The following is a 19,881-nucleotide window of genomic DNA, read 5'->3' on the forward strand; positions in this document are numbered from 1 at the left end:
TTGGATGAAGAACTTATTTAATTTTCTGTATCCAATCAGTTACGTCGTTTACCGACGGGTTGGTCAGTTCTAATTTATATTTCTTGTTGATGCCGCAGATGTCCTGGTGTAGCTTCTGCGCATTGACATTTTTCATGTCTTCTACGGTGTTGTAACCGGCTTTCTGAATAACCGGAACCCACTCTTCAGCGATACCCAGTTCCATATATTTGGCGGCTGCGTCTTTCTTCACTACCTTTTCCGGGCGCATTTGCGGGAAGAATAATACTTCCTGAATGGTAGTCTGACCGGTCATTAACATAACCAGACGGTCAATACCGATACCAATACCTGATGTAGGAGGCATACCATATTGCAAAGAACGCAGGAAATCCTGGTCGATAATCATTGCTTCATCGTCACCCTTGTCGGCCAGACGCATTTGTTCTTTAAAACGTTCTTCCTGGTCGATCGGGTCGTTCAATTCCGAGTAGGCATTGGCAAGTTCCTTGCCGTTTACCATCAATTCGAAACGTTCGGTCAGTCCCGGTTTGGAGCGGTGCATCTTGGTCAGCGGAGACATTTCAACCGGATAATCGGTGATGAAAGTCGGCTGGATATAAGTACCTTCGCAGAATTCGCCGAAGATTTCGTCAATCAACTTACCTTTACCCATTGTGTCGTCGATTTCCTCCATTTTCAGTTCCTTGCAGACTTGGCGGATTTCTTCTTCGCTCTTGCCGTTCAGGTCGTAACCGGTCTTTTCCTTGATAGCATCGAGGATAGGCAGACGGCGGTAAGGAGCTTTGAAACTGATGGTCTTTCCGTCGACAACGCTTTCCGTACAGCCGTTCACAGCGATACAGATACGTTCCAATAACTTCTCGGTGAAGTTCATCATCCAGTTATAGTCCTTGTATTGGACATAAAGTTCCATACAAGTAAACTCCGGATTGTGAGTCTTGTCCATACCCTCGTTGCGGAAGTTCTTACCGATTTCATATACACCTTCAAAACCACCTACAATCAGTCTTTTCAGATAAAGTTCCGTTGCGATGCGCAGATAAAGGTCTATATCCAGTGAGTTATGGTGTGTGATGAACGGGCGTGCGCTTGCTCCACCGGCAATAGATTGCAGGATAGGAGTTTCCACTTCAGTGTATCCGGCTTCATCAAGAGCGTTGCGCAGTGTTTTCACTACGGTGGCACGCTTCAGGAATGTCTCTTTCACGCCATCGTTTACCACCAAGTCTACATAACGTTGGCGATAACGGAGTTCGGGATCTTCAAAAGAGTCGTAAGCTACGCCATCCTTGTATTTTACGATAGGAAGCGGTTTGATCGATTTGGCAAGTACGGTCAGCTTCTTGGCATGAATACTGATTTCGCCCATCTGTGTGCGGAATACGAAGCCTTCGATACCGACAAAGTCACCTAAGTCGAGCAGGCGTTTGAATACAGCGTTGTATAGTTCCTTGTCTTCTCCCGGACAGATGTCGTCACGGGTAATGTACACCTGGATGCGACCTTTGGAGTCCTGTAATTCGATAAAAGAAGCTTTACCCATTACGCGGCGGCTCATGATACGTCCGGCTACGGAAACCTGGCGCGGCTCGTCCTCGTCTTTGAATTCAGCTTTAATATCTGTAGAGAAAGCATTGGTTACATACTCTGCTGCAGGGTATGGGTCGATACCCATTGCACGAAGCTCATTCAGGCTGTTGCGCCGAATGATTTCCTGTTCACTTAGTTCTAGTATATTCATTTCGTTACGTATTAACTCAATTTTGTGGGCAAAAATACGAAACTTTTCTCATATATCCCGTAATCTGTCTCTTTTTTGTATCTTTGCGTCCTCAAACTAATAGGTATGACGGGACAAAAGACACCCACTGCGTTGGGAACAGAAAAGATTGGGAAGCTTTTAATGCAGTATGCCATTCCGGCAATTATCGCCATGACGGCGTCTTCTCTATATAATATGGTGGATAGTATTTTCATCGGTCACGGGGTAGGGGCAATGGCTATCTCCGGATTGGCGTTGACCTTTCCGCTGATGAATCTTGCTGCTGCTTTCGGCTCGCTGGTCGGTGTGGGGGCAGCTACATTGGTTTCGGTGAAACTGGGACAGAAAGATTACGACACCGCACAACGGGTACTTGGCAATGTGCTGGTACTGAATATTATCATCGGACTTGCCTTTACTGTTGTCACATTGATGTTTCTAGATCCGATTCTATATTTCTTCGGGGGAAGTGACGCCACGGTAGGCTATGCCCGTGATTATATGGTCGTTATCTTATTGGGCAACGTTGTCACCCACCTTTATTTAGGGTTGAATGCCGTACTCCGTTCGGCGGGGTATCCGCAGAAGGCGATGTATGCCACGATTGCTACAGTGGTGATTAACACGATACTTGACCCTGTTTTTATCTATGGCTTCGGCTGGGGAATACAGGGGGCGGCTATCGCTACCATTACTGCACAGGTCATCGCATTGGCATGGCAGTTCAAGCTATTCTCTAATAAAGAAGAACTGTTGCACTTCCATAAAGGAATTTTCCGGTTGAAGAAGAAAATCGTAGTCGATTCTTTGGCTATCGGTATGGCGCCTTTCCTTATGAATCTGGCGGCTTGCTTTATCGTGATTCTGATAAATCAAGGCTTACAGCATCACGGCGGTGACTTGGCTATCGGAGCATTCGGTATTGTCAACCGACTGGTATTCCTTTTTGTCATGATTGTAATGGGGCTGAACCAAGGCATGCAGCCGATTGCCGGCTACAATTATGGAGCCAAGCAATATCCGCGCGTGACAAAAGTCTTGAAAATAACGATTTATGCCGCTACTATCGTAACTACTGCCGGATTTTTGATGGGAATGTTGATTCCCAAATTGGCAGTTTCTATCTTTACTACGCATCAAGAACTGGTGGATATTTCTGCCAAAGGATTGCGTATTGTAGTGATGTTCTTCCCTATTGTCGGTTTTCAGATGGTGACTTCCAATTTCTTCCAGAGCATCGGTATGGCAAGTAAGGCAATCTTTCTTTCGATATCCCGTCAGGTTCTTATCCTGATTCCCTGTCTGTTGATTCTTCCTCGTTATTATGGGCAATTAGGAGTCTGGATAAGTATGCCGATTTCCGACCTGACAGCCAGTCTGATAGCGGGAACAATGCTTTGGTGGCAGTTCCGCCAATTCCAGAAGAAGCCTGTCTGACGACCGGTTTGCTGCACCAGGCTTTAATGAATACTAAGAGACGTAGACAAACAGAACAGAGTGCTAGATAAATTACTGTTTTAAAGTAAAGAGTTATGTTTGCCGTCTTCTATGTCTGCAATAATGTTATTTATAGTGGCTAATAGAGGTGGAATCTTCTTCTGTAAGATTGTCTATTTGCCTCACAGTTTCTCCTATTATTTGAAGGCACATGCAAGTAGAATTATTAGGCATTGCGCCTTCCGTTTGCTTTGCGATAAATAAATGTGGAGATGTCCATACTGCCGAAATCTATATGTAGAAGAACTTCATTTGATGCGCACTCTCATCTCCTGAGCATCGAATGTCACCGATTCATTGTGGAAAAGCCTTTCTATATGTCCGCTGGTTATCATTTCCGAAGTAGGTAAAGTGTACATATGCGGGTTATCTATCAGCATGATAGAGTCGCAAAGCGACAATGCGATGTCAAGGTCATGTGTGGAGAACAAGATACATTTGCCTTCTTCTTGTGCCAGCTTTTTCAGTAGCAGGCAGAGTTCATAGCGATTGGGTAAGTCAAGGAAGGCAGTCGGTTCGTCGAGCAGGATAACTGGGGTGTCCTGCGCAAGTGCACGGGCAATCATGATTCTCTGGCATTCGCCGTCAGACATCTTGTCCATTGTCTTTTCTGCATAACCAGACATGCCGACCAACTGCAGAGCATTATCCACAATTTTCTGGTCTTCCGGTTGAAGCTGACCAAGCCAGTTTGTGTAGGGAGCGCGCCCCAACGCTACCACATCCTTACAGCGAAGATTGGCGATGCGTACTTTGTCGGTGGTTACGAAACTAATGCTCAGAGCTAATTTTTCCGGTTTCAGTGAAGCAATGTCTTTTCCTTGCAGATTGATTTCTCCCGACTGAGGACTTTCCAGTCCCATTATGGCACGCAAGAGAGTACTTTTTCCTGTTCCGTTGCGTCCTAGCAGTGCAACGAGTTGTCCGCCTGTGATTTGGGCGTTTACCGTTTTCAACAGCGTGCGCTGTCCGTATCCTAGTGTCAGTTTCTTAAGCTCAATCATTTGGTTACATGCAAGTTTTTAGCTATTACCCATAAAATGACCGGTACACCGAGTAAAGCGGTGATACAGTTCACCGGAAGCAGGAATTTTTTGGCGATGATGTCGCAGAGAAGCATGCTGATAAGTCCCGTCAGCATAGTGCCGGGGACAAGTATCCGGTGGTCGGCGTTGTTGAACAGCAACCGTGTGACGTGCGGCACTGCCAGCCCGATAAAACCTACCGGACCGCAGAATGCGGTCACCGTTCCTGTCAGCAGCGCGGTGGAGATGAAGATGAGAGTACGTGAACGCTTGATGTTCATTCCCATTGTCCGTGCATAGTTTTCTCCAAGAAGCAACAGGTTCAACGGTTTGATGCAGACTATGGAAATGAGCAGTCCCAGGCATAACATAGGCGTCATGATTCCCAATTGGGTAGTGGTGATGTGGCCGAGAGAACCCATTGACCAGAGCGTAAACATTTTCAATTGTTCGGCAGAACTCAGATATTGCAGTATCTGAATAATGGCGCCAGCCACATAACCTATCATGACCCCCATAATCAATACACCGAGGATATTTTTTACTTTTCGGCTGATGACGGCTACTCCCAGTAAAATGACAGCCGTTCCTATCCAGCCGGAACCGACGATGCCCAATGACTGGAGTAGTGGAAATTCAGACCAGCCGAGCAGTGGAGCTCCCAATATAAACAAGGCAACCCCTAATCCTGCACCGGAACTTACTCCCAGCAAATAGGGGTCTGCCAATGGGTTTTGGAAAACTGTCTGCATCTGCAAACCGCTTACAGAGAGTGCCACACCTATCAGTGCCGCCACTATTACCCGTATGAACCGGATAGAAAGAAGAATGTTGCGTGTCATTTCATCACATTCACCCCCGGTGAGCACGGCACATACCTTAGAGACAGGGATATACGTGTCTCCGGTTGCCATATCTATGACTAGCAATAATAGGGCGGTTATGCTTAGCGCGATAAATAAAAGTGCAGTATGTTTGCGGGGTTGTTTCATTCCAGACGCCTGTAATAATAAAGTGAATCGGAAACAAGCTCCGGATGAAAAATATGAATCAAGTCGCGTAACACAACGTCGGGACGGACAACTGCCGATTCCCAATAATCGTTTCCGCCTGTCGGTGTCAACCGTAAGTTGTTGTTATAAACAGTCTTTTCGTTCACGGCTTTTGCGTCTGCGAATTTAGGGTTGACAGCTTTCAGCTCATCAAGCGTAGTCGCTGAACCGACATTTATCCAATAATCGGCTTTTTGTATCAGTCCATAGGCTGTTTCCAGTCCGATTGGGGTTGAACTGTTAGAACTGTTTTCTTTATAAATGTACTCTGCGCCTGCATCGGCAATCAGTCGTGTCATATAACTTTGGGTGGAAGGCATTACCCAACTGTCGTTCCACGGAGTGTTGAACATAACGGTAGGGCGCTGGCTGACGGAATCCGTGAGGGCTTTCAGTGCATAATACCGTTGGGGGATTTCCCGGAATATTTCTATTCCCTTTTCCCGCTTGTCTGTCAGTTCGGAAAGGACAATCATCCATTCGGCCTTGCCGAGCGGTGATTCTTCCAGATATTCACCCATATATAAATAAGGTATGGAAAGTTCTTTCAACTTGTCTGTTACAGCGGTTTGGGCGTCACCTATGCCATAGAGCAAAACTACGTCGGGTTTTAATCCAATCAGCAGTTCGTAGTTCATTTCAGGACCCATATCCTTGATTGAATCTTTGTGGGCAAGGATGTAGGGATTGGCGATATAATCAATGCCCGAAACTCCGACAATCCGGTTGATTTCTCCTAGTTCATCGAGCATGGCGATGTAGGAAGAAGACATGCATACAATTTGTTTGGCTCCGGCAGGGATGATGGGACCGTTGAATCCGGCAGGCGCTTGCTCACCGTTGCGTGTAACAAAATAGGACATTGTTACATCGTTGGCGCCTTGCCACGGGTTGGTAATCTGTATAAGTGTGCTGGTGGCGTTCTCGGCACCCAGAATTTTAAATCCCGAAGCGTATTCAGGGGTATATACATCTTGGTTGAATGCTTCCAGAGATGTCTTATTACGGGTGATACAGCTTGCCAAAAAGAGCAGGCAAAGTAACGTGATAGTCAGAGCAGGAGATTTCACTTTTATAAGATGTTTAATTAGAAAAAATAATAGTGGGTCCTTTCGAACGGCAAAGATAGGACTTATTATTAGTTTGTTTTTATTTTAGTTGGATTTTTCTTCCGATTTGTTTCTATTTGTGTATCTTTGTCCCTAGAAATTTTGGTGTCACTTTTCCGATTCTACGGAAAGAGTGGTGAAAAGGGAATCAGGTGTAAATCCTGAACAGACCCGCTGCTGTAAGCTCCGCCAAAAGTTTTCCTACAATACTCAAATCCACTGTTCCGCTTTGGAGGAATGGGAAGGGCGTTAGGAAAATGGAGTAAGTCAGAAGACCTGCCAAAGTTGAATTCTTGAAACTTTCCGGGATTAGAGTTTGAAGAGTGCAGTTTATAGCAATCACATAGTACTTGTTTTTGTGCGACGTACAAAGTGCGCAGTGTCTGTTTGTGCAGGACGCTGACTTATGCTCTTTTTGAAGGGGAGCAGACTGCCCTTTTCTGTCTTTGTATATTCCTGGAAGTTTATAATTGAAAGAAAATAAACAGACGAGATGACAAGAGGAATGATTCGAAAAATTCTATGGACAGTAGGTTGTTTGGGACTTCCGGCGTTGCTGGGAGCTCAAAGTCGTTTGGATAGTTTGCAACACTTGGATGAGGTAGTGGTCACGGCGAAGCCGTATAAAGAAGTAATCCCTGCCCAACGGCTGAACGGGCTGCAACTGGAACGACTGAATACGCATAATGTAGCTGATGCTTTGCGCTACTTTTCCGGCGTGCAAATCAAGGATTACGGTGGTATGGGCGGATTGAAGACGATAGATGTCCGTAATATGGGTTCTCACCATGTCGGTGTGTTTTATGACGGCATTCAGATTGGAAACGCACAAAACGGAGTGGTTGATTTGGGGCGTTTTTCGCTGGATGATTTGGAAGAATTATCTCTTTATAACGGACAAAAAAGTGAGATATTCCAGTCCGCCAAAGACTTTGCTTCGGCTTCGGCTGTATATATGAAAGCTCGGAAACCGAAGTTTGAAACAGGAAAGAAAACGAATCTGCTGGTGCGCTATAAGGCAGGAAGTATCCAGTTGATTAATCCTTCCATCCGGTTGGAACATAAACTGAACGATTACCTTAGCTTGAGTCTGAGCGGTGAATATACGAAATCCGACGGGCAATATAAGTTCCGTTACAGACGTTTGAATCAGGAGGGTAAAGTGGCTTATGATACGACAGCTACCCGATGGAACAGTGATATTGAGGCTTATCGTATCGAAGCCGGTGTATATGGCATTATTCATAACGGCTATTGGCAGGCTAAACTGTATTATTATGATTCGGACAGAGGACTGCCCGGAGCTATCGTGAAAAATGTATGGCAGAATGGAGAACGGCAGGGGGATAAGAATTTCTTTGCCCAAGCTACATTTGTGAAAGATGTCACCCCGAAATATAAGTTGCAACTGAACGGGAAGTTTGCCTATGACTATACACATTATCTTTCAAGGGATACAGTGCAGTTTCTGCAAGAGAGTGTGACAAAAAAGATGCAGTTCGATAATACCTATTATCAGCAGGACTGGTATTTGTCGGTGGTGAATATGTATAGCATTCTGCCTGTATGGGATGTGTCTTTGTCTGTCGATTTTCAATATAATAAGTTGAATGCCGTCATGCGTGGAGTAGGGACTCCTTTCACGTTCCCGCAACGCTATACAACTTGGGCGGCACTGGCTACGGCGTTGAATCTGGGAAAATGGAAATTACAGGCTGATGTGTTGGGGACATTCGTTATCGAGAAAGTTCGTAATAATGTGCAAGCCCCTGACAAATCGGAACTTTCTCCGGCATTTATCGTCGGGTATAAACCTTTCCACAACCATGATTTTAATTTGCGTGCTTTCTATAAGCGTATCTTCCGTTTGCCTACTTTTAATGACCTTTATTATGCGCAAATAGGCTTTAGTCAGTTGAATCCGGAATTTACCGACCAATTTAATATTGGTGGAAGTTATCAAAAGACATTCAAAAAAGGATTTATTGACCGGATTTCTGTACAGGCTGATATTTACTATGCCGCGATTACAGATAAGATTATTGCTGCGCCTACCGGGAGCAGTTTTCGCTGGATGATGACAAATATGGGAAAAGTGGAGAGTAAGGGGCTAGATGTTTCGGCGGCTGTATTCGGTCATGCAGGACCGGTAAGGATGAATACCAATCTTTCTTATTCTTTCGCGAAAGCGCAGGATTTTACAAAAATCAACGGGAAGAAACTGTCTTCGTATGGCGACCAGATTCCTTATACTCCCTGGCATAGCGGCTCGGTGATTGCGGGAGTAGAATATGGTACGTGGACGTTGAATTACAGTTTTATTTATGTAGGTGAGCGTTATAACGGGGCTGTGAATAATATTCCGCGTAACTATGTGGAACCGTGGTACACACATGATTTTTCCTTGCAAAAGGAGTTTCGGATTCGTAGTCGTTATCTGTTGAAGGCCTCGATAGAGATGAACAATGCGCTGAACCAATATTACGATGTGGTACTCAATTATCCGATGCCGGGGCGGAATTTCCGGTTTATTGTTAGTCTTAGCTTATGAAAAAAATACATTTTATATATCTGCTGATACTTTTTATGAGTTTGTCGGCTTGTCGGGAGGATGAACAGATTTTCCTTTCGGACAGTGTGCAAGTGGCGCTTCCTATGGTAGGAACCCGTATTAAAGGGTTTTATCAACTCAACGAGGGAAATATGGGAATGAACCGTGCTTCACTTGATTATTTTGATTATACGACAGGGCATTATACCCGTGATATTTTTTCCGAACGTAACCCGGAGATTGTAAAAGAGTTGGGAGATGTGGGAAATGACATTAAAGTATATGGACAGAAAGTATATGCGGTAATTAATGTTTCCAATCTGATCGTTGTGTTTGATGTGCGTACTGCGCGTATAATCAAGGAGATAGAGGTTCCTAATTGCCGTTATTTGGCATTTTGGAAGGATAAGGCGTATATCAGTTCCTATGCTGGTCCTGTGCAGATTGATCCGAATGCGGAAGTCGGGTTTGTAGCGGAAATAGATACGGCTAGCTTGGAAGTGACCCGAAAAGTGCCGGTAGGATATCAGCCGGAAGAAATGGTTGTGTATAATAAGAAACTGTATGTGGCTAATTCGGGAGGATACCGTGCACCGAATTATGACCGGACGGTGTCTGTGGTTGATTTGGAAACATTTAAAGAAAAAAAGAAAATAGATGTGGCTATCAATCTGTATCGGATGGCGATTGATGAACGTGGAGATATTTATGTGAGTTCGCGTGGAGATTATAAGAATACTCCTTCTAATCTGTATGTGATAGATAGTACGACCGATGAAGTGAAGCAATGTTTGGATATTCCGGTGGGAGGAATGTGTATAGACGGCGATAAGCTTTATTATTATAGTGTGGCTTATAACATGACATCGGGCAGAAATAAGGTAACATATGGAATCTTGGATACCCGGACTAAGAGACAAATAACGGATCGGATTATTACCGACGGCACTGATAAGGATATTATGATACCTTATGGCATTGCCGTTAACCCTGAAACTAAAGAGATATTTATGTCGGATGCCCAAAATTACGTGGTGATCGGCTTCGTCTATTGTTTCTCACCCGAAGGAAAGTTGAAATGGAAAACAGAAGGGGGGAATATCCCCGGGCATTTTGCTTTTATAACAGAAGGATTGGTGAAATGAATAGAAACATATTTAATACTTTATTTATATGGAATCAATAGTTCGTTAAATTTTGAATTAACATAAAAGTAGGTCAAGACCTATCAAAACATAAATTTAAAGTTTCCGCGGAATTGAGCAATAAGAATCAACAACTAGAATTTTATTAAGAGTTCTTGTATTTTCTTTTCTCTATAATGGATTCTTAGTTTCCATTAGTTTTCGTGTATATAAATGTTTTATTATAAATTTAAAATTAATTAAGGAGAGAAAAATGAAAAGATTTTTTTTATTATTTATCATGGCGTGTTCACTATTTGTTTCTTGTTCTAAAGAATCTCCGGAAGAAGATGTTGGGAATTTCAATGACTTGTCACGGACATTATGGGAAGGGAAAATAATACTTGCTGGTGTGGAAAGTTCTATTGTTATTTCTTTTGATTCAGGAATTGAGGGATATTGTTTTTTTAATTCGTCAAAGGATGAATCTTGTTTGTTTGAATATTCAATGATGGACAAGGAGGTAAGATTCTATAATGTATATGGTGACAGTGATAAATTAGTTATCAATGGATTATGGCATTTTCTGATATTGGAGAAAAATAAAATAAAGTTAATAAAAATTGATTCAGAAGAAGAACGCAACTATATAACTCTAACAAGAATCATTAATAATTAAAAGATACCATTATGAAACTTACTCATTTTTTATTGATCACTATTGTTCTTTGCTTATGTTCTTGTTCGAATGAACAAGAATTTTGTAATCTTGATAATGTAAAAACAAAGGAATTTACTATCAGGAATAGAGATTCTCGCTTTCCTTTAGAATTAAACTATATTCCAGTTAATGATTCAAAAACGAGAAGTGATATAACATATCAATATCAATATTTGGGACATGGATTTAAACCTATCACATTACCATTAATTGATGCAGCTAATATAAGTTCGCCAATATTTGACATTGATAAAATAATTGAAGTAGGTAAAAATAACCAAGAATTGGATTTAAAATCTTCCAGATTAATAAATTCTTGGTTACCTGATATTACCACATTTACAAGTTTTGATAGTTATGCTAAATCTGAAAGTGTGACTAAAGCAGTTAAAGGAGGTTTTTCTCTGACTAATATTCCTATAGTTGGCAAGATTTTTGGATTTGGAAGTAGAAAGAAATACACAGAAGTTTTTAATTCTTTGATTATTGATACAACAAAATCTGTCTATGGAAAAATGGAAATCATTTATCGTGATTCTTTGCATCGCATTCATATGTCAGAGAGCACTTATAAAGACCTTTCAGGTCTTTATAATTTAAGATTCAAAAAAGATCTATATAATATGCATATGCTAGATATTCTCAATTCATATGGCTATTTTGTTATATCAGGAATAGAAACTGGTGGTATATTAACTGCTATGTATCAGGGTACATTTACTTCTCACGAAAATTATGAATACAGATCTAAAACGATGTCAGATAGCATTACTGCAACTATGTCATTTAAGGGTGTCAGTGGAAGTGCTGATATTTCAATACATAAAAGTAAAGCAAATGCTTCAGGTTCTGTAAAAAAATATTCCGCCATAAATATATCTTATAGAACTTTCGGTGGAGATTTTTCTTCATCAAGATTTACTCCTCCTGCAAACATTGACAATTTGTCGGACATAAGTTTTGATTCATGGGCACAATCTTTGAAGGATAAAAGTCTTTTAGTTGTTTCACAAATATCTGAAGAAGGGCTTGTACCCATTTATGATTTTTTATTAGAAGAAAACTTTAAAGAACAAGCTAAAAGATACACAACTGTTGGCATTAGCATCCCTCACATGGGATTGATTGAGCCATTCTTATATTTAGAAACTTATGGAACTATTGATATGAGATTTGCTTCCTTATTTTTAGTAACTAAATATGGTGATTATATTCGAATAGCATCAGCTCAACTTCCAGGAATTTCTATAACAAACGCTGTTGTACAGTCTGTATTTGATTCAATGATAGGTAAAGGGAAATCATTTTTTTCGGGATTAAAAGTCAAAGCCAAACATTATTATCTAACTGTCCCATCTCCTTATGATGATAAAAATATCACGGAAGTTGTTGCGTCTTTACCTAAAAAAGAATTTCAATTTGATACATATAACATGGCGTCAAACATCTCTGATTATGAATATTGTACTTGTAAGGAGAATAATAACATATATATGGTTTGCAAGAAAAGTAAAACAGCTTTTACTATAGCTTATGATTCTATTTGGATACAATATGGAATACAAAAGCCTATTGATATTAATAATTTGAAACAAATATCATTACATGATCTTGTCGGGTATCATTTATTTGGATTATAAATAATGCAGTCGTACTTGATAGAATCTAGTACAAAAATAAACAAATGGCGTGAAAATTTATATTTGAAGTCCTGGTTTTTATATTTAATCATTCATGAAAAAGAAGAATCTATTTTTAATGTTTGCTCTCTTTGGATTTGTTTTGTTAAATGGAAGCTTATTTACAGCATGTTCCGACGAGGATAATAATGGTAATGAAGGAGGGGGAGGGACTGAACCCGATCCTGAATTGAATTTTGATTGTAGTCCCTATGTCACCAAAGTCATTGACTATCGTCCTGCTCCGGGGCAGTTTGTTAATACGATGCCGTCCTACGAGGAGGGTGATACACAGGAAACTATGAATGCGAAAGTACTGTCTACTATCGGAAACGGAAAGAAAGGGTTTATTACCTTAGGAGCTTATGGGGGATATGTAGTTGTTGGCTTCGACCATACTATTCAGAATGTGGAAGGAGAAAAGGATTTTCGGATAGTTGGAAATGCATTTATCGGTAATAGTGAACCAGCTATTGTGATGGTAGCTTATGATAAAAACCAGAATGGAAAACCGGATGCTGATGAATGGTATGAATTGGCTGGCAGTGAGTATTATAAAAAGCCTACGATTAAAGGGTATGAGATCACTTATTTCAGAAACGAAAAAGACCACGTACCTACTCCGGATCTTGAAAACTATTTATCCGATGACACGTACTGTCCTTGGACTGATAACCAGGGTAGAAGTGGCTATGTGTATAAAAACATATACCATGACCAAGATTATTTCCCGAAATGGATTACTGATAATCAGATAGTATTCAAAGGTACATTATTGGCTGATAATGGGGTTGATAATGGACCTGACGCCTATGCACGTTGGACATTGAATGCTTATGATTGGGGATATGCCGATAATACAAAAGATGGAGATGTATTTGATATTGGTTGGGCTGTCGATACCGAAGGACAGGCTGTAAAGTTGCCGGGAGCTGATTTTATAAAGATATATACAGGTGTTAACCAGTATTGTGGCTGGGTGGGAGAGGTTTCTACCGAGGTTGGTAAGATCGAGGATCTTCATGTGTTAGCAAATTAATAATTTTTTAATATAGAAAACAGAAGAAAATGAAAAAGTATTTTTTATTGGCGTTTGTTGCGCTTGGTATTGGCTTTACAGCTTGTGATGATGATGAAAAACTGGAGTATGTTGAAGTTATAGAGGATTCACAGCCGTCTGCTGTCATTCCGGCGAAAGGCTTTTATGTAGCTAATGAGGATTGGTTCGGACATGATAATGGTACTGTGAATTATTTTAAAGTGAATGGAGACGGGTACGATGTGGTGTATCGGGCTTATCGGGCAGCTAATGCGGGCGAAAAATTAGGTGTGACAACTCAATTTGGAACAACATGGGGAGATAATATCTATTTGCTTTCTAAACAAGGAGACCGCTTTGTTGTAGCAGACGCGAGCACATTAAAGAAGAAAGCAGTATTTACGGATATAGGAGGAGACGGACGTACTTTCGTTGGAGTGGACGATAAATTGGGCTATATTGGTTACAATGGTGGTATCCGTCAGTTTGATATAACTAATTTGCAACTGGGAAATCCGGTGGAAGGAATTTCCGATCAGATGGGAGCAATGTGCTTTGCGGAAGGACGCATTTTTGCTTTGACAAATAAAAAGGTCTATATCATTGATGTAACGACCAATAAAGTTGAAAAAACATTGGAGGGTGCATTTAATACTTTAACAAGAAGTAAAGATGGAACAATATGGATTGCTACGGCTAATAACTTCTTAAAAGTAAATCCTGTTACATTGGAAGAAGAAACGATGGAATATCCTGGGGGAGTGAAATTAAGTGGCTCTTGGGGAGCTTGGAATGCGGGAAGTCTTTGCGCTAGTACTCAAAGTAATACCCTTTATTGGTCAAGCGGTGGATGGAGTAGTACTGTAGTAGTAAAATATGATATAGATACTCAGGCATTTAATTCGGCTTTTTATACTTTAGGAAAGCATGAAAATAAACAATTAACTTTTTATGGAGCTGGTATTCGTGTAGACCCTATAACAGATCGTGTAATTGCTACAGTAGCTCGTGGATATGAAAGTTATAACTGGGTTTATATCATCAGCCCGAGCGGAACTTTGGAAAAAGAAATAGAAGTGAAAGGTGGAGGTGATTCCGGAGAAAGTGGATATTACTGGTTCCCTGCAGTACCTTTCTTTGAGGATGCTAACAAACCGGAAATCTTAATTAATCAGATACTATTGTCTCCGGGAGAAACCAAGGTCATTGATTTGACTGAAAAAATAGTTGATGCGGATAATACTTCTGCTTCAATCATCCGTCAAGTGGAATTTGCGGAAAATAAACTAGTGAACTATTCTTTGGCGGCTGGAATGTTGACTGTGACCGCTAAAGAGCACATTGGTAGTACAGAGTGTAAGATAACTGCTATTTCGAATGGAAAGAGAGTTGAAAAAAAAGTACGTGTGGATGTAGGTTTAAATAAATAATTATCAACCATTAAAAAAGCGGTTAAAAGCAAGAATAAGTAACTCTTGCTTTTAGCCGCTTTTTATATTCTCCAGTTTTTGGGAAATAATGCTTTCGTCTTGCTATTTTCAAAAGTGATTTTCAGATGTAAGTATCTATGATTTGTGTGATTGGGATGTAATTTGTTTAAATAAAACGATAGAGTAGTAAGTTTTCTGAAGAAACTATGAGTTCCGCACGCAGGAAATTAAAGGATATTTCATCGTTACTTTCAAATATAACTTTCGTCTGATGATGTGAGTTTTAGAAAAAAGTCGTATGTTTGCTACCAAACCATAAAACAAAATGTACTATGAACGGTAATTATGTAATTAACATCGGTCGACAATTGGGTAGCGGCGGCAAGGAAATCGGAGAGAAGTTGGCAGCTCGTTTGGGAATCGACTTCTACGATAAAGAACTGATTAATCTGGCTTCCGAAGAAAGTGGCTTGTGTAAGGAATTCTTTGAGAAAGCGGACGAAAAGGCTTCACAGGGTATTATCGGGGGATTGTTCGGTATGCGCTTCCCGTTTATCAGTGAAGGGGCGATGCCGTGCACTAATTGTTTGAGCAATGATGCTCTGTTTAAAGTGCAGAGTGATGTCATCCGTCGTTTGGCGGCGGAGAAGTCCTGTGTGTTTGTAGGGCGTTGCGCAGATTATATCTTGCGCGAGCATCCCCGTTGTGCGAATATCTTTATTTCGGCTTCGAAGGAAGACCGTATTGAAAGGGTTTGCCGGATTCATCAGGTGAATGAAGAGGCTGCGGAAGAGATTATCGAAAAAGCGGACAAGAAACGTTCGGAATACTATAATTATTATAGCTATAAGACTTGGGGGGCAGCAGCTACTTACCATCTGTGCGTGGATTCCTCTTCTTTGGGTGTGGAAGAAACCGTGCGGTTTGTGGAAGAGTTTGTGGTGAAGAGATTGAAGTTGATAGTATAAAACGGGCATAAGTAAGATAAATAAAGCCGGCATATTCTGTTGAAGGATATAGCCGGCTTTACTGTTTATATGCTAAGCTCGATTTACATCATCGCCAATAATATCATCTGTCCTGTTAAAATACGAAGGAACATGGATAATGGATAAACAGTAGAATATCCTACTGCGGGAGCGTCGCTTGAAGTTACCTGGTTGGAATAAGCCAACGCAGGCGGGTCGGTGTTGCTACCGGCTATCAATCCCATGAGAGTGAAGTAGTTCACTTTATAATATAATCTCGCAATCGCACCGATGATAAGCAACGGGATGACTGTGATTAGGAAACCACAACCTACATATAACAAACCGTCACCTTCGACTACCGTTTGTACGAAATTGGCACCGGCATCTATGCCGACACTGGCAAGAAAGAGCACGATGCCGATTTCACGAAGCATCAGGTTGGCACTCATTGTCGTATAAGTCACCAGGTGGAGTTTATGACCGAAACGTCCGATCAGGATGGCAACTACCAGCGGACCACCAGCCAACCCAAGTTTCAATGGTGTCGGCATACCGGGGAATGCGATAGGAAGGCTACCCAAAAGGATACCTAAGAAGATACCGACAAAAATAGTGATGATATTCGGTGTGTCTAGGCGTTTCAACTGATTACCCAATACTCCTGCAACACGTTCTACCGCATCCTGCTGACCTACTACCATCACGCGGTCACCCACTTGCAATACGAGATTAGGGTCGGCAAACAAATCCATACCTGAACGATTGACGCGAGTTACGTTGACCCCGTACATACTGCGGAAGTGCATAGACCCCAGCGTCTTTCCGTTGATTTCCGGCTTGGTAACCAAGATACGGCGAGATACCATCGGAAGGTCTTGTTTCTCCCAGTCTATATTTACCTCTTTACCTATAAATACAGTGATGGCAGCAGCATCGTCTTCAGAACAGACTATAAATAACTGGTCGCCAACATTGAAAATAGTTTCGTGATTTGGAATACTTACGTGTCCTTCGTGACGGATGCGGGAGCAAACAAACTGGCGTCCTAAGAAATCCTTGACTTCCAGCAGTGTCTTTCCGTTGATAGATTCATTACGTACCTCCAAGCTAAGCATATGAGGCATTAAATGTGCATCTCCGCTCTGTGTTTTCAGGCTTTCTTCTTCCTTCGCCATGTTGACACGGAAAATATAGCGGATAGCGATGATAGAACCGATGATACCCACTACACCGAGTGGATATGCGCAGGCATAACCCAGCGCAATCTGCGGACCGTTGTAGCTCAACTGGTTCAGAGCTTCATTGGCAGCACCGAGTCCCGGAGTGTTTGTCACAGCTCCGTAGAGGATACCTACCATCATCGGCAATTCTATGCGACCGTTCCACAAGTAATAAAGTCCCAGTGCAACGGCAATATTTAACACTACGATGCCTACAGCCAATAGGTTTAATGTCATTCCTCCCTTTTTGAAAGAAGAGAAGAAAGACGGCCCCACCTGAAGACCGATACAGAATACGAACAAAATCAATCCGAACTCACGGATGAAATGTAGGATGTGTGTATCGGCTGTGAAGCCGAAGTGTCCCATCAGGATGCCGGCAAACAAAACAAAAGTGACGCCCAGCGATACTCCGAATATCTTTATCTTGCCGAGGTACACGCCTGTTGCCACTACAAATGCGTAGAGGAACACGATATGTGCCACGGAGCTGGGGTCCCACAATAAACTTTGTAACCAATCCATAATTATAGTAGTTTTTATAATGTCTTTTTAAAAACGGGTGCAAAATTAGTCATAACATTGGAGCTAATCAAATAAAAGGAGAACTAAAAATTGCACAAAAGAAGAATTTCCATACGGATTCTATACAGGACGGAGAGGTGTGCGAATTTTCTATAAAAAGAAGTTTTGTTTGAACTTATTAATTATATTTGCAAGTCGAACAACAGACATTTGGAAAGAGACAGATAAAAATAAAGACAATATTAATTCTTGTTTTAATTTTAGATAAACTATGGCAGACAAAAAAGAAAAACTCTTCTCTGACTTTTCTCCTGTCTCCACCGAACAATGGATGGAGAAGGTTACAGCCGACTTGAAAGGTGCTGATTTTGAGAAGAAGCTCGTTTGGAAGACAAACGAAGGGTTCAAAGTGAAACCTTTCTACCGGATGGAAGATTTGGAAGGTTTAAAAACTACTGATGCGCTTCCCGGAGAATTCCCGTATTTGAGAGGAACTAAAAAAGACAACAATGAGTGGCTGGTTCGCCAGGAAATCAGAGTGGAATGCCCCAAAGATGCCAATGCGAAAGCACTGGATATCCTGAACAAAGGTGTCGATTCACTTTCTTTCCATGTAAAGGCAAAAGAACTCAATGCGGAATATCTTGAGACTCTGTTGAATGATATTCAGGCTGAGTGTGTTGAACTGAACTTCTCTACTTGCCAGGGACACGTTGTAGAACTGGCTAATCTGCTGGTAGCTTATTTCCAAAAGAAGGATTATGATGTGAAGAAGCTGAAAGGCTCCATCAACTATGATTTCTTCAACAAGATGCTGACCCGCGGCAAGGAAAAGGGGGATATGGTACAGACTGCCAAAGCACTGATTGAAGCTATCCAACCGCTTCCTTTCTACCGCGTACTGAATGTGAACGCATTATCGCTGAACAATGCCGGAGCTTATATTTCTCAAGAATTAGGTTATGCTTTGGCTTGGGGTAATGAATACATGAGCCAACTGACCGATGCCGGTGTTCCTGCTGCCATAGTGGCCAAGAAAATCAAATTCAATTTTGGTATCAGTTCCAACTATTTCCTTGAGATAGCTAAATTCCGTGCCGCACGTCTATTGTGGGCGAATATCGTTGCTTCTTACAATCCTGAATGCCTGCGCGACTGTGATAACAAAGGTGCTAAAGGTGAATGTCGTTGCGCGGCAAAAATGGCGGTTCATGCCGAAACTTCTACTTTCAATCTTACTTTGTTTGATGCACACGTAAACCTGCTCCGTACACAAACTGAAGCGATGAGTGCCGCATTGGGCGGTGTGGATTCAATGACTGTCACTCCGTTCGACAAGACATACGAGACTCCGGATGAATTCTCTGAACGTCTGGCACGCAATCAACAACTGTTGTTGAAGGAAGAATCTCATTTCGACAAAGTAATTGACCCGGCTGCCGGTTCTTATTATATTGAAAACCTGACAATATCTATTGCACAGCAAGCATGGAACTTATTCCTGTCTGTAGAAGAAGCCGGTGGTTTCTATGCAGCATTGAAGGCGGGGACTGTTCAGGCTGCTGTCAACGAAAGTAATAAAGCCCGTCATAAAGCGGTGGCTCAACGTCGTGAAGTCTTGTTGGGTACTAACCAATTCCCGAACTTCAATGAAAAGGCCGGAGATAAACAGCCGGTTGAAGCAAAATGCTGCTGTGGCGGTGATGCCCATACTTGTGAGAAAGATGTGGATACATTGGTATTCGACCGTGCTGCGAGTGAGTTTGAAGCATTGCGTCTCGAAACGGAAGCATCCGGCAAACGTCCGAAAGCATTCATGCTGACTATCGGTAACCTGGCAATGCGTCAGGCACGTGCGCAATACTCTTGCAACTTCCTGGCTTGTGCCGGTTATGAAGTGGTTGATAACCTCGGATTTGAAACGGTGGAAGCCGGTGTGGAAGCAGCTATGGCTGCCAAAGCCGACATTGTTGTAATCTGTTCAAGTGATGATGAATATGCGGAATATGCAATTCCTGCATTCAAGGCATTGGACGGCCGCGCCATGTTTATCGTTGCCGGTGCTCCTGCTTGTATGGACGAATTGAAAACAGCAGGTATCGAAAACTTCATCCATGTCCGTGTCAACGTACTGGATACCTTGAAAGAGTTTAACGCCAAACTATTGAAGTAA

The 19,881-nt window shown here is 41.9% G+C and carries 14 protein-coding genes and 1 riboswitch; of the genes, 9 read left to right on the forward strand and 5 right to left on the reverse strand.

What is annotated here, in order from left to right; genetic code table 11:
- Positions 1 to 13: 13 nt before the first annotated feature.
- The gene (gene lysS / locus CLIN57ABFB40_RS00985; RefSeq protein ID WP_175628499.1) at positions 14 to 1,744 is read right to left on the reverse strand and encodes a lysine--tRNA ligase; all 1,731 of its coding nucleotides are present in this window, start codon (positions 1,742 to 1,744) and stop codon (positions 14 to 16) included.
- A gap of 75 nt (positions 1,745 to 1,819) precedes the next feature.
- Between lysS and CLIN57ABFB40_RS00990 the strand changes: the two genes are divergently transcribed.
- Entirely contained in the window at positions 1,820 to 3,202 is a 1,383-nt protein-coding gene (locus CLIN57ABFB40_RS00990) for an MATE family efflux transporter (protein WP_175628500.1), read from the forward strand.
- A gap of 308 nt (positions 3,203 to 3,510) precedes the next feature.
- Here CLIN57ABFB40_RS00990 and CLIN57ABFB40_RS00995 read toward each other — a convergent pair whose 3' ends face one another.
- From CLIN57ABFB40_RS00995 to CLIN57ABFB40_RS01005, 3 genes are read right to left on the reverse strand one after another with little or no spacing between them, the layout of a single operon-like run.
- On the reverse strand, positions 3,511 to 4,266 hold the full coding sequence (locus tag CLIN57ABFB40_RS00995; protein ID WP_175628501.1) for an ABC transporter ATP-binding protein: 756 nt from the start codon (positions 4,264 to 4,266) through the stop codon (positions 3,511 to 3,513).
- Positions 4,263 to 5,279 carry a FecCD family ABC transporter permease gene (locus CLIN57ABFB40_RS01000; protein ID WP_175628502.1) on the reverse strand — a complete coding sequence of 339 codons (1,017 nt, stop codon included), beginning with the start codon at positions 5,277 to 5,279 and terminating at the stop codon, positions 4,263 to 4,265. The genes CLIN57ABFB40_RS00995 and CLIN57ABFB40_RS01000 overlap by 4 nt, the downstream gene beginning before the upstream one ends.
- Positions 5,276 to 6,409: an ABC transporter substrate-binding protein gene (locus tag CLIN57ABFB40_RS01005; protein WP_175628503.1), complete on the reverse strand. Its 1,134-nt coding sequence runs from the start codon at positions 6,407 to 6,409 to the stop codon at positions 5,276 to 5,278. Before CLIN57ABFB40_RS01005 ends, CLIN57ABFB40_RS01000 begins: the two co-directional genes overlap by 4 nt.
- Before the next feature lie 125 nt (positions 6,410 to 6,534).
- Positions 6,535 to 6,747, forward strand: a riboswitch (cobalamin riboswitch).
- A 206-nt stretch (positions 6,748 to 6,953) separates the two neighbouring features.
- On the opposite strand from CLIN57ABFB40_RS01005, the gene CLIN57ABFB40_RS01010 reads away from it, so the two are divergent.
- The 7 genes from CLIN57ABFB40_RS01010 to CLIN57ABFB40_RS01040 all read left to right on the forward strand — a co-directional run bounded on the left by CLIN57ABFB40_RS01010 (position 6,954) and on the right by CLIN57ABFB40_RS01040 (position 15,960).
- Complete coding sequence (locus CLIN57ABFB40_RS01010) at positions 6,954 to 8,999, forward strand: TonB-dependent receptor (RefSeq protein WP_254871676.1); 2,046 nt, start codon at positions 6,954 to 6,956, stop codon at positions 8,997 to 8,999.
- On the forward strand, positions 8,996 to 10,144 hold the full coding sequence (locus CLIN57ABFB40_RS01015; RefSeq protein ID WP_175628505.1) for a YncE family protein: 1,149 nt from the start codon (positions 8,996 to 8,998) through the stop codon (positions 10,142 to 10,144). The genes CLIN57ABFB40_RS01010 and CLIN57ABFB40_RS01015 overlap by 4 nt, the downstream gene beginning before the upstream one ends.
- A gap of 253 nt (positions 10,145 to 10,397) precedes the next feature.
- Positions 10,398 to 10,802 carry a hypothetical protein gene (locus tag CLIN57ABFB40_RS01020; RefSeq protein WP_175628506.1) on the forward strand — a complete coding sequence of 135 codons (405 nt, stop codon included), beginning with the start codon at positions 10,398 to 10,400 and terminating at the stop codon, positions 10,800 to 10,802.
- An 11-nt stretch (positions 10,803 to 10,813) separates the two neighbouring features.
- Positions 10,814 to 12,484, forward strand: a complete 1,671-nt coding sequence (locus tag CLIN57ABFB40_RS01025) for an MAC/perforin domain-containing protein (protein WP_175628507.1) — start codon at positions 10,814 to 10,816, stop codon at positions 12,482 to 12,484.
- A gap of 94 nt (positions 12,485 to 12,578) precedes the next feature.
- Positions 12,579 to 13,562 (forward strand): PKD domain-containing protein, encoded by a 984-nt coding sequence (locus CLIN57ABFB40_RS01030; protein WP_175628508.1) that lies wholly within the window; start codon positions 12,579 to 12,581, stop codon positions 13,560 to 13,562.
- 29 nt (positions 13,563 to 13,591) lie between these two features.
- A complete protein-coding gene (locus tag CLIN57ABFB40_RS01035) occupies positions 13,592 to 14,992 on the forward strand; it encodes a DUF5074 domain-containing protein (RefSeq protein WP_175628509.1) in 1,401 nt (466 codons plus the stop codon).
- A gap of 332 nt (positions 14,993 to 15,324) precedes the next feature.
- On the forward strand, positions 15,325 to 15,960 hold the full coding sequence (locus CLIN57ABFB40_RS01040; protein ID WP_175628510.1) for an AAA family ATPase: 636 nt from the start codon (positions 15,325 to 15,327) through the stop codon (positions 15,958 to 15,960).
- A gap of 83 nt (positions 15,961 to 16,043) precedes the next feature.
- Here CLIN57ABFB40_RS01040 and CLIN57ABFB40_RS01045 read toward each other — a convergent pair whose 3' ends face one another.
- Complete coding sequence (locus tag CLIN57ABFB40_RS01045) at positions 16,044 to 17,708, reverse strand: putative transporter (protein WP_175628511.1); 1,665 nt, start codon at positions 17,706 to 17,708, stop codon at positions 16,044 to 16,046.
- 271 nt (positions 17,709 to 17,979) lie between these two features.
- On the opposite strand from CLIN57ABFB40_RS01045, the gene mutA reads away from it, so the two are divergent.
- Positions 17,980 to 19,881, forward strand: coding sequence for a methylmalonyl-CoA mutase small subunit (gene mutA / locus CLIN57ABFB40_RS01050; protein ID WP_175628512.1), 1,902 nt, complete (start codon positions 17,980 to 17,982; stop codon positions 19,879 to 19,881).

Source organism: Bacteroides acidifaciens (assembly GCF_903181435.1).
Classification (GTDB): Bacteria; Bacteroidota; Bacteroidia; order Bacteroidales; family Bacteroidaceae; genus Bacteroides.

What these genes read in the sequence shown, in the direction of transcription:
- lysS (WP_175628499.1), bottom strand. Translation starts at nt 1,744, where the DNA reads ATGAATATACTAGAACTAAGTGAACAGGAAATCATTCGGCGCAACAGC.
- CLIN57ABFB40_RS00995 (WP_175628501.1), bottom strand. Translation starts at nt 4,266, where the DNA reads ATGATTGAGCTTAAGAAACTGACACTAGGATACGGACAGCGCACGCTG.
- CLIN57ABFB40_RS01000 (WP_175628502.1), bottom strand. Translation starts at nt 5,279, where the DNA reads ATGAAACAACCCCGCAAACATACTGCACTTTTATTTATCGCGCTAAGC.
- CLIN57ABFB40_RS01010 (WP_254871676.1), top strand. Translation starts at nt 6,954, where the DNA reads ATGATTCGAAAAATTCTATGGACAGTAGGTTGTTTGGGACTTCCGGCG.
- CLIN57ABFB40_RS01015 (WP_175628505.1), top strand. Translation starts at nt 8,996, where the DNA reads ATGAAAAAAATACATTTTATATATCTGCTGATACTTTTTATGAGTTTG.
- CLIN57ABFB40_RS01020 (WP_175628506.1), top strand. Translation starts at nt 10,398, where the DNA reads ATGAAAAGATTTTTTTTATTATTTATCATGGCGTGTTCACTATTTGTT.
- CLIN57ABFB40_RS01025 (WP_175628507.1), top strand. Translation starts at nt 10,814, where the DNA reads ATGAAACTTACTCATTTTTTATTGATCACTATTGTTCTTTGCTTATGT.
- CLIN57ABFB40_RS01030 (WP_175628508.1), top strand. Translation starts at nt 12,579, where the DNA reads ATGAAAAAGAAGAATCTATTTTTAATGTTTGCTCTCTTTGGATTTGTT.
- CLIN57ABFB40_RS01035 (WP_175628509.1), top strand. Translation starts at nt 13,592, where the DNA reads ATGAAAAAGTATTTTTTATTGGCGTTTGTTGCGCTTGGTATTGGCTTT.
- CLIN57ABFB40_RS01040 (WP_175628510.1), top strand. Translation starts at nt 15,325, where the DNA reads ATGAACGGTAATTATGTAATTAACATCGGTCGACAATTGGGTAGCGGC.
- CLIN57ABFB40_RS01045 (WP_175628511.1), bottom strand. Translation starts at nt 17,708, where the DNA reads ATGGATTGGTTACAAAGTTTATTGTGGGACCCCAGCTCCGTGGCACAT.
- mutA (WP_175628512.1), top strand. Translation starts at nt 17,980, where the DNA reads ATGGCAGACAAAAAAGAAAAACTCTTCTCTGACTTTTCTCCTGTCTCC.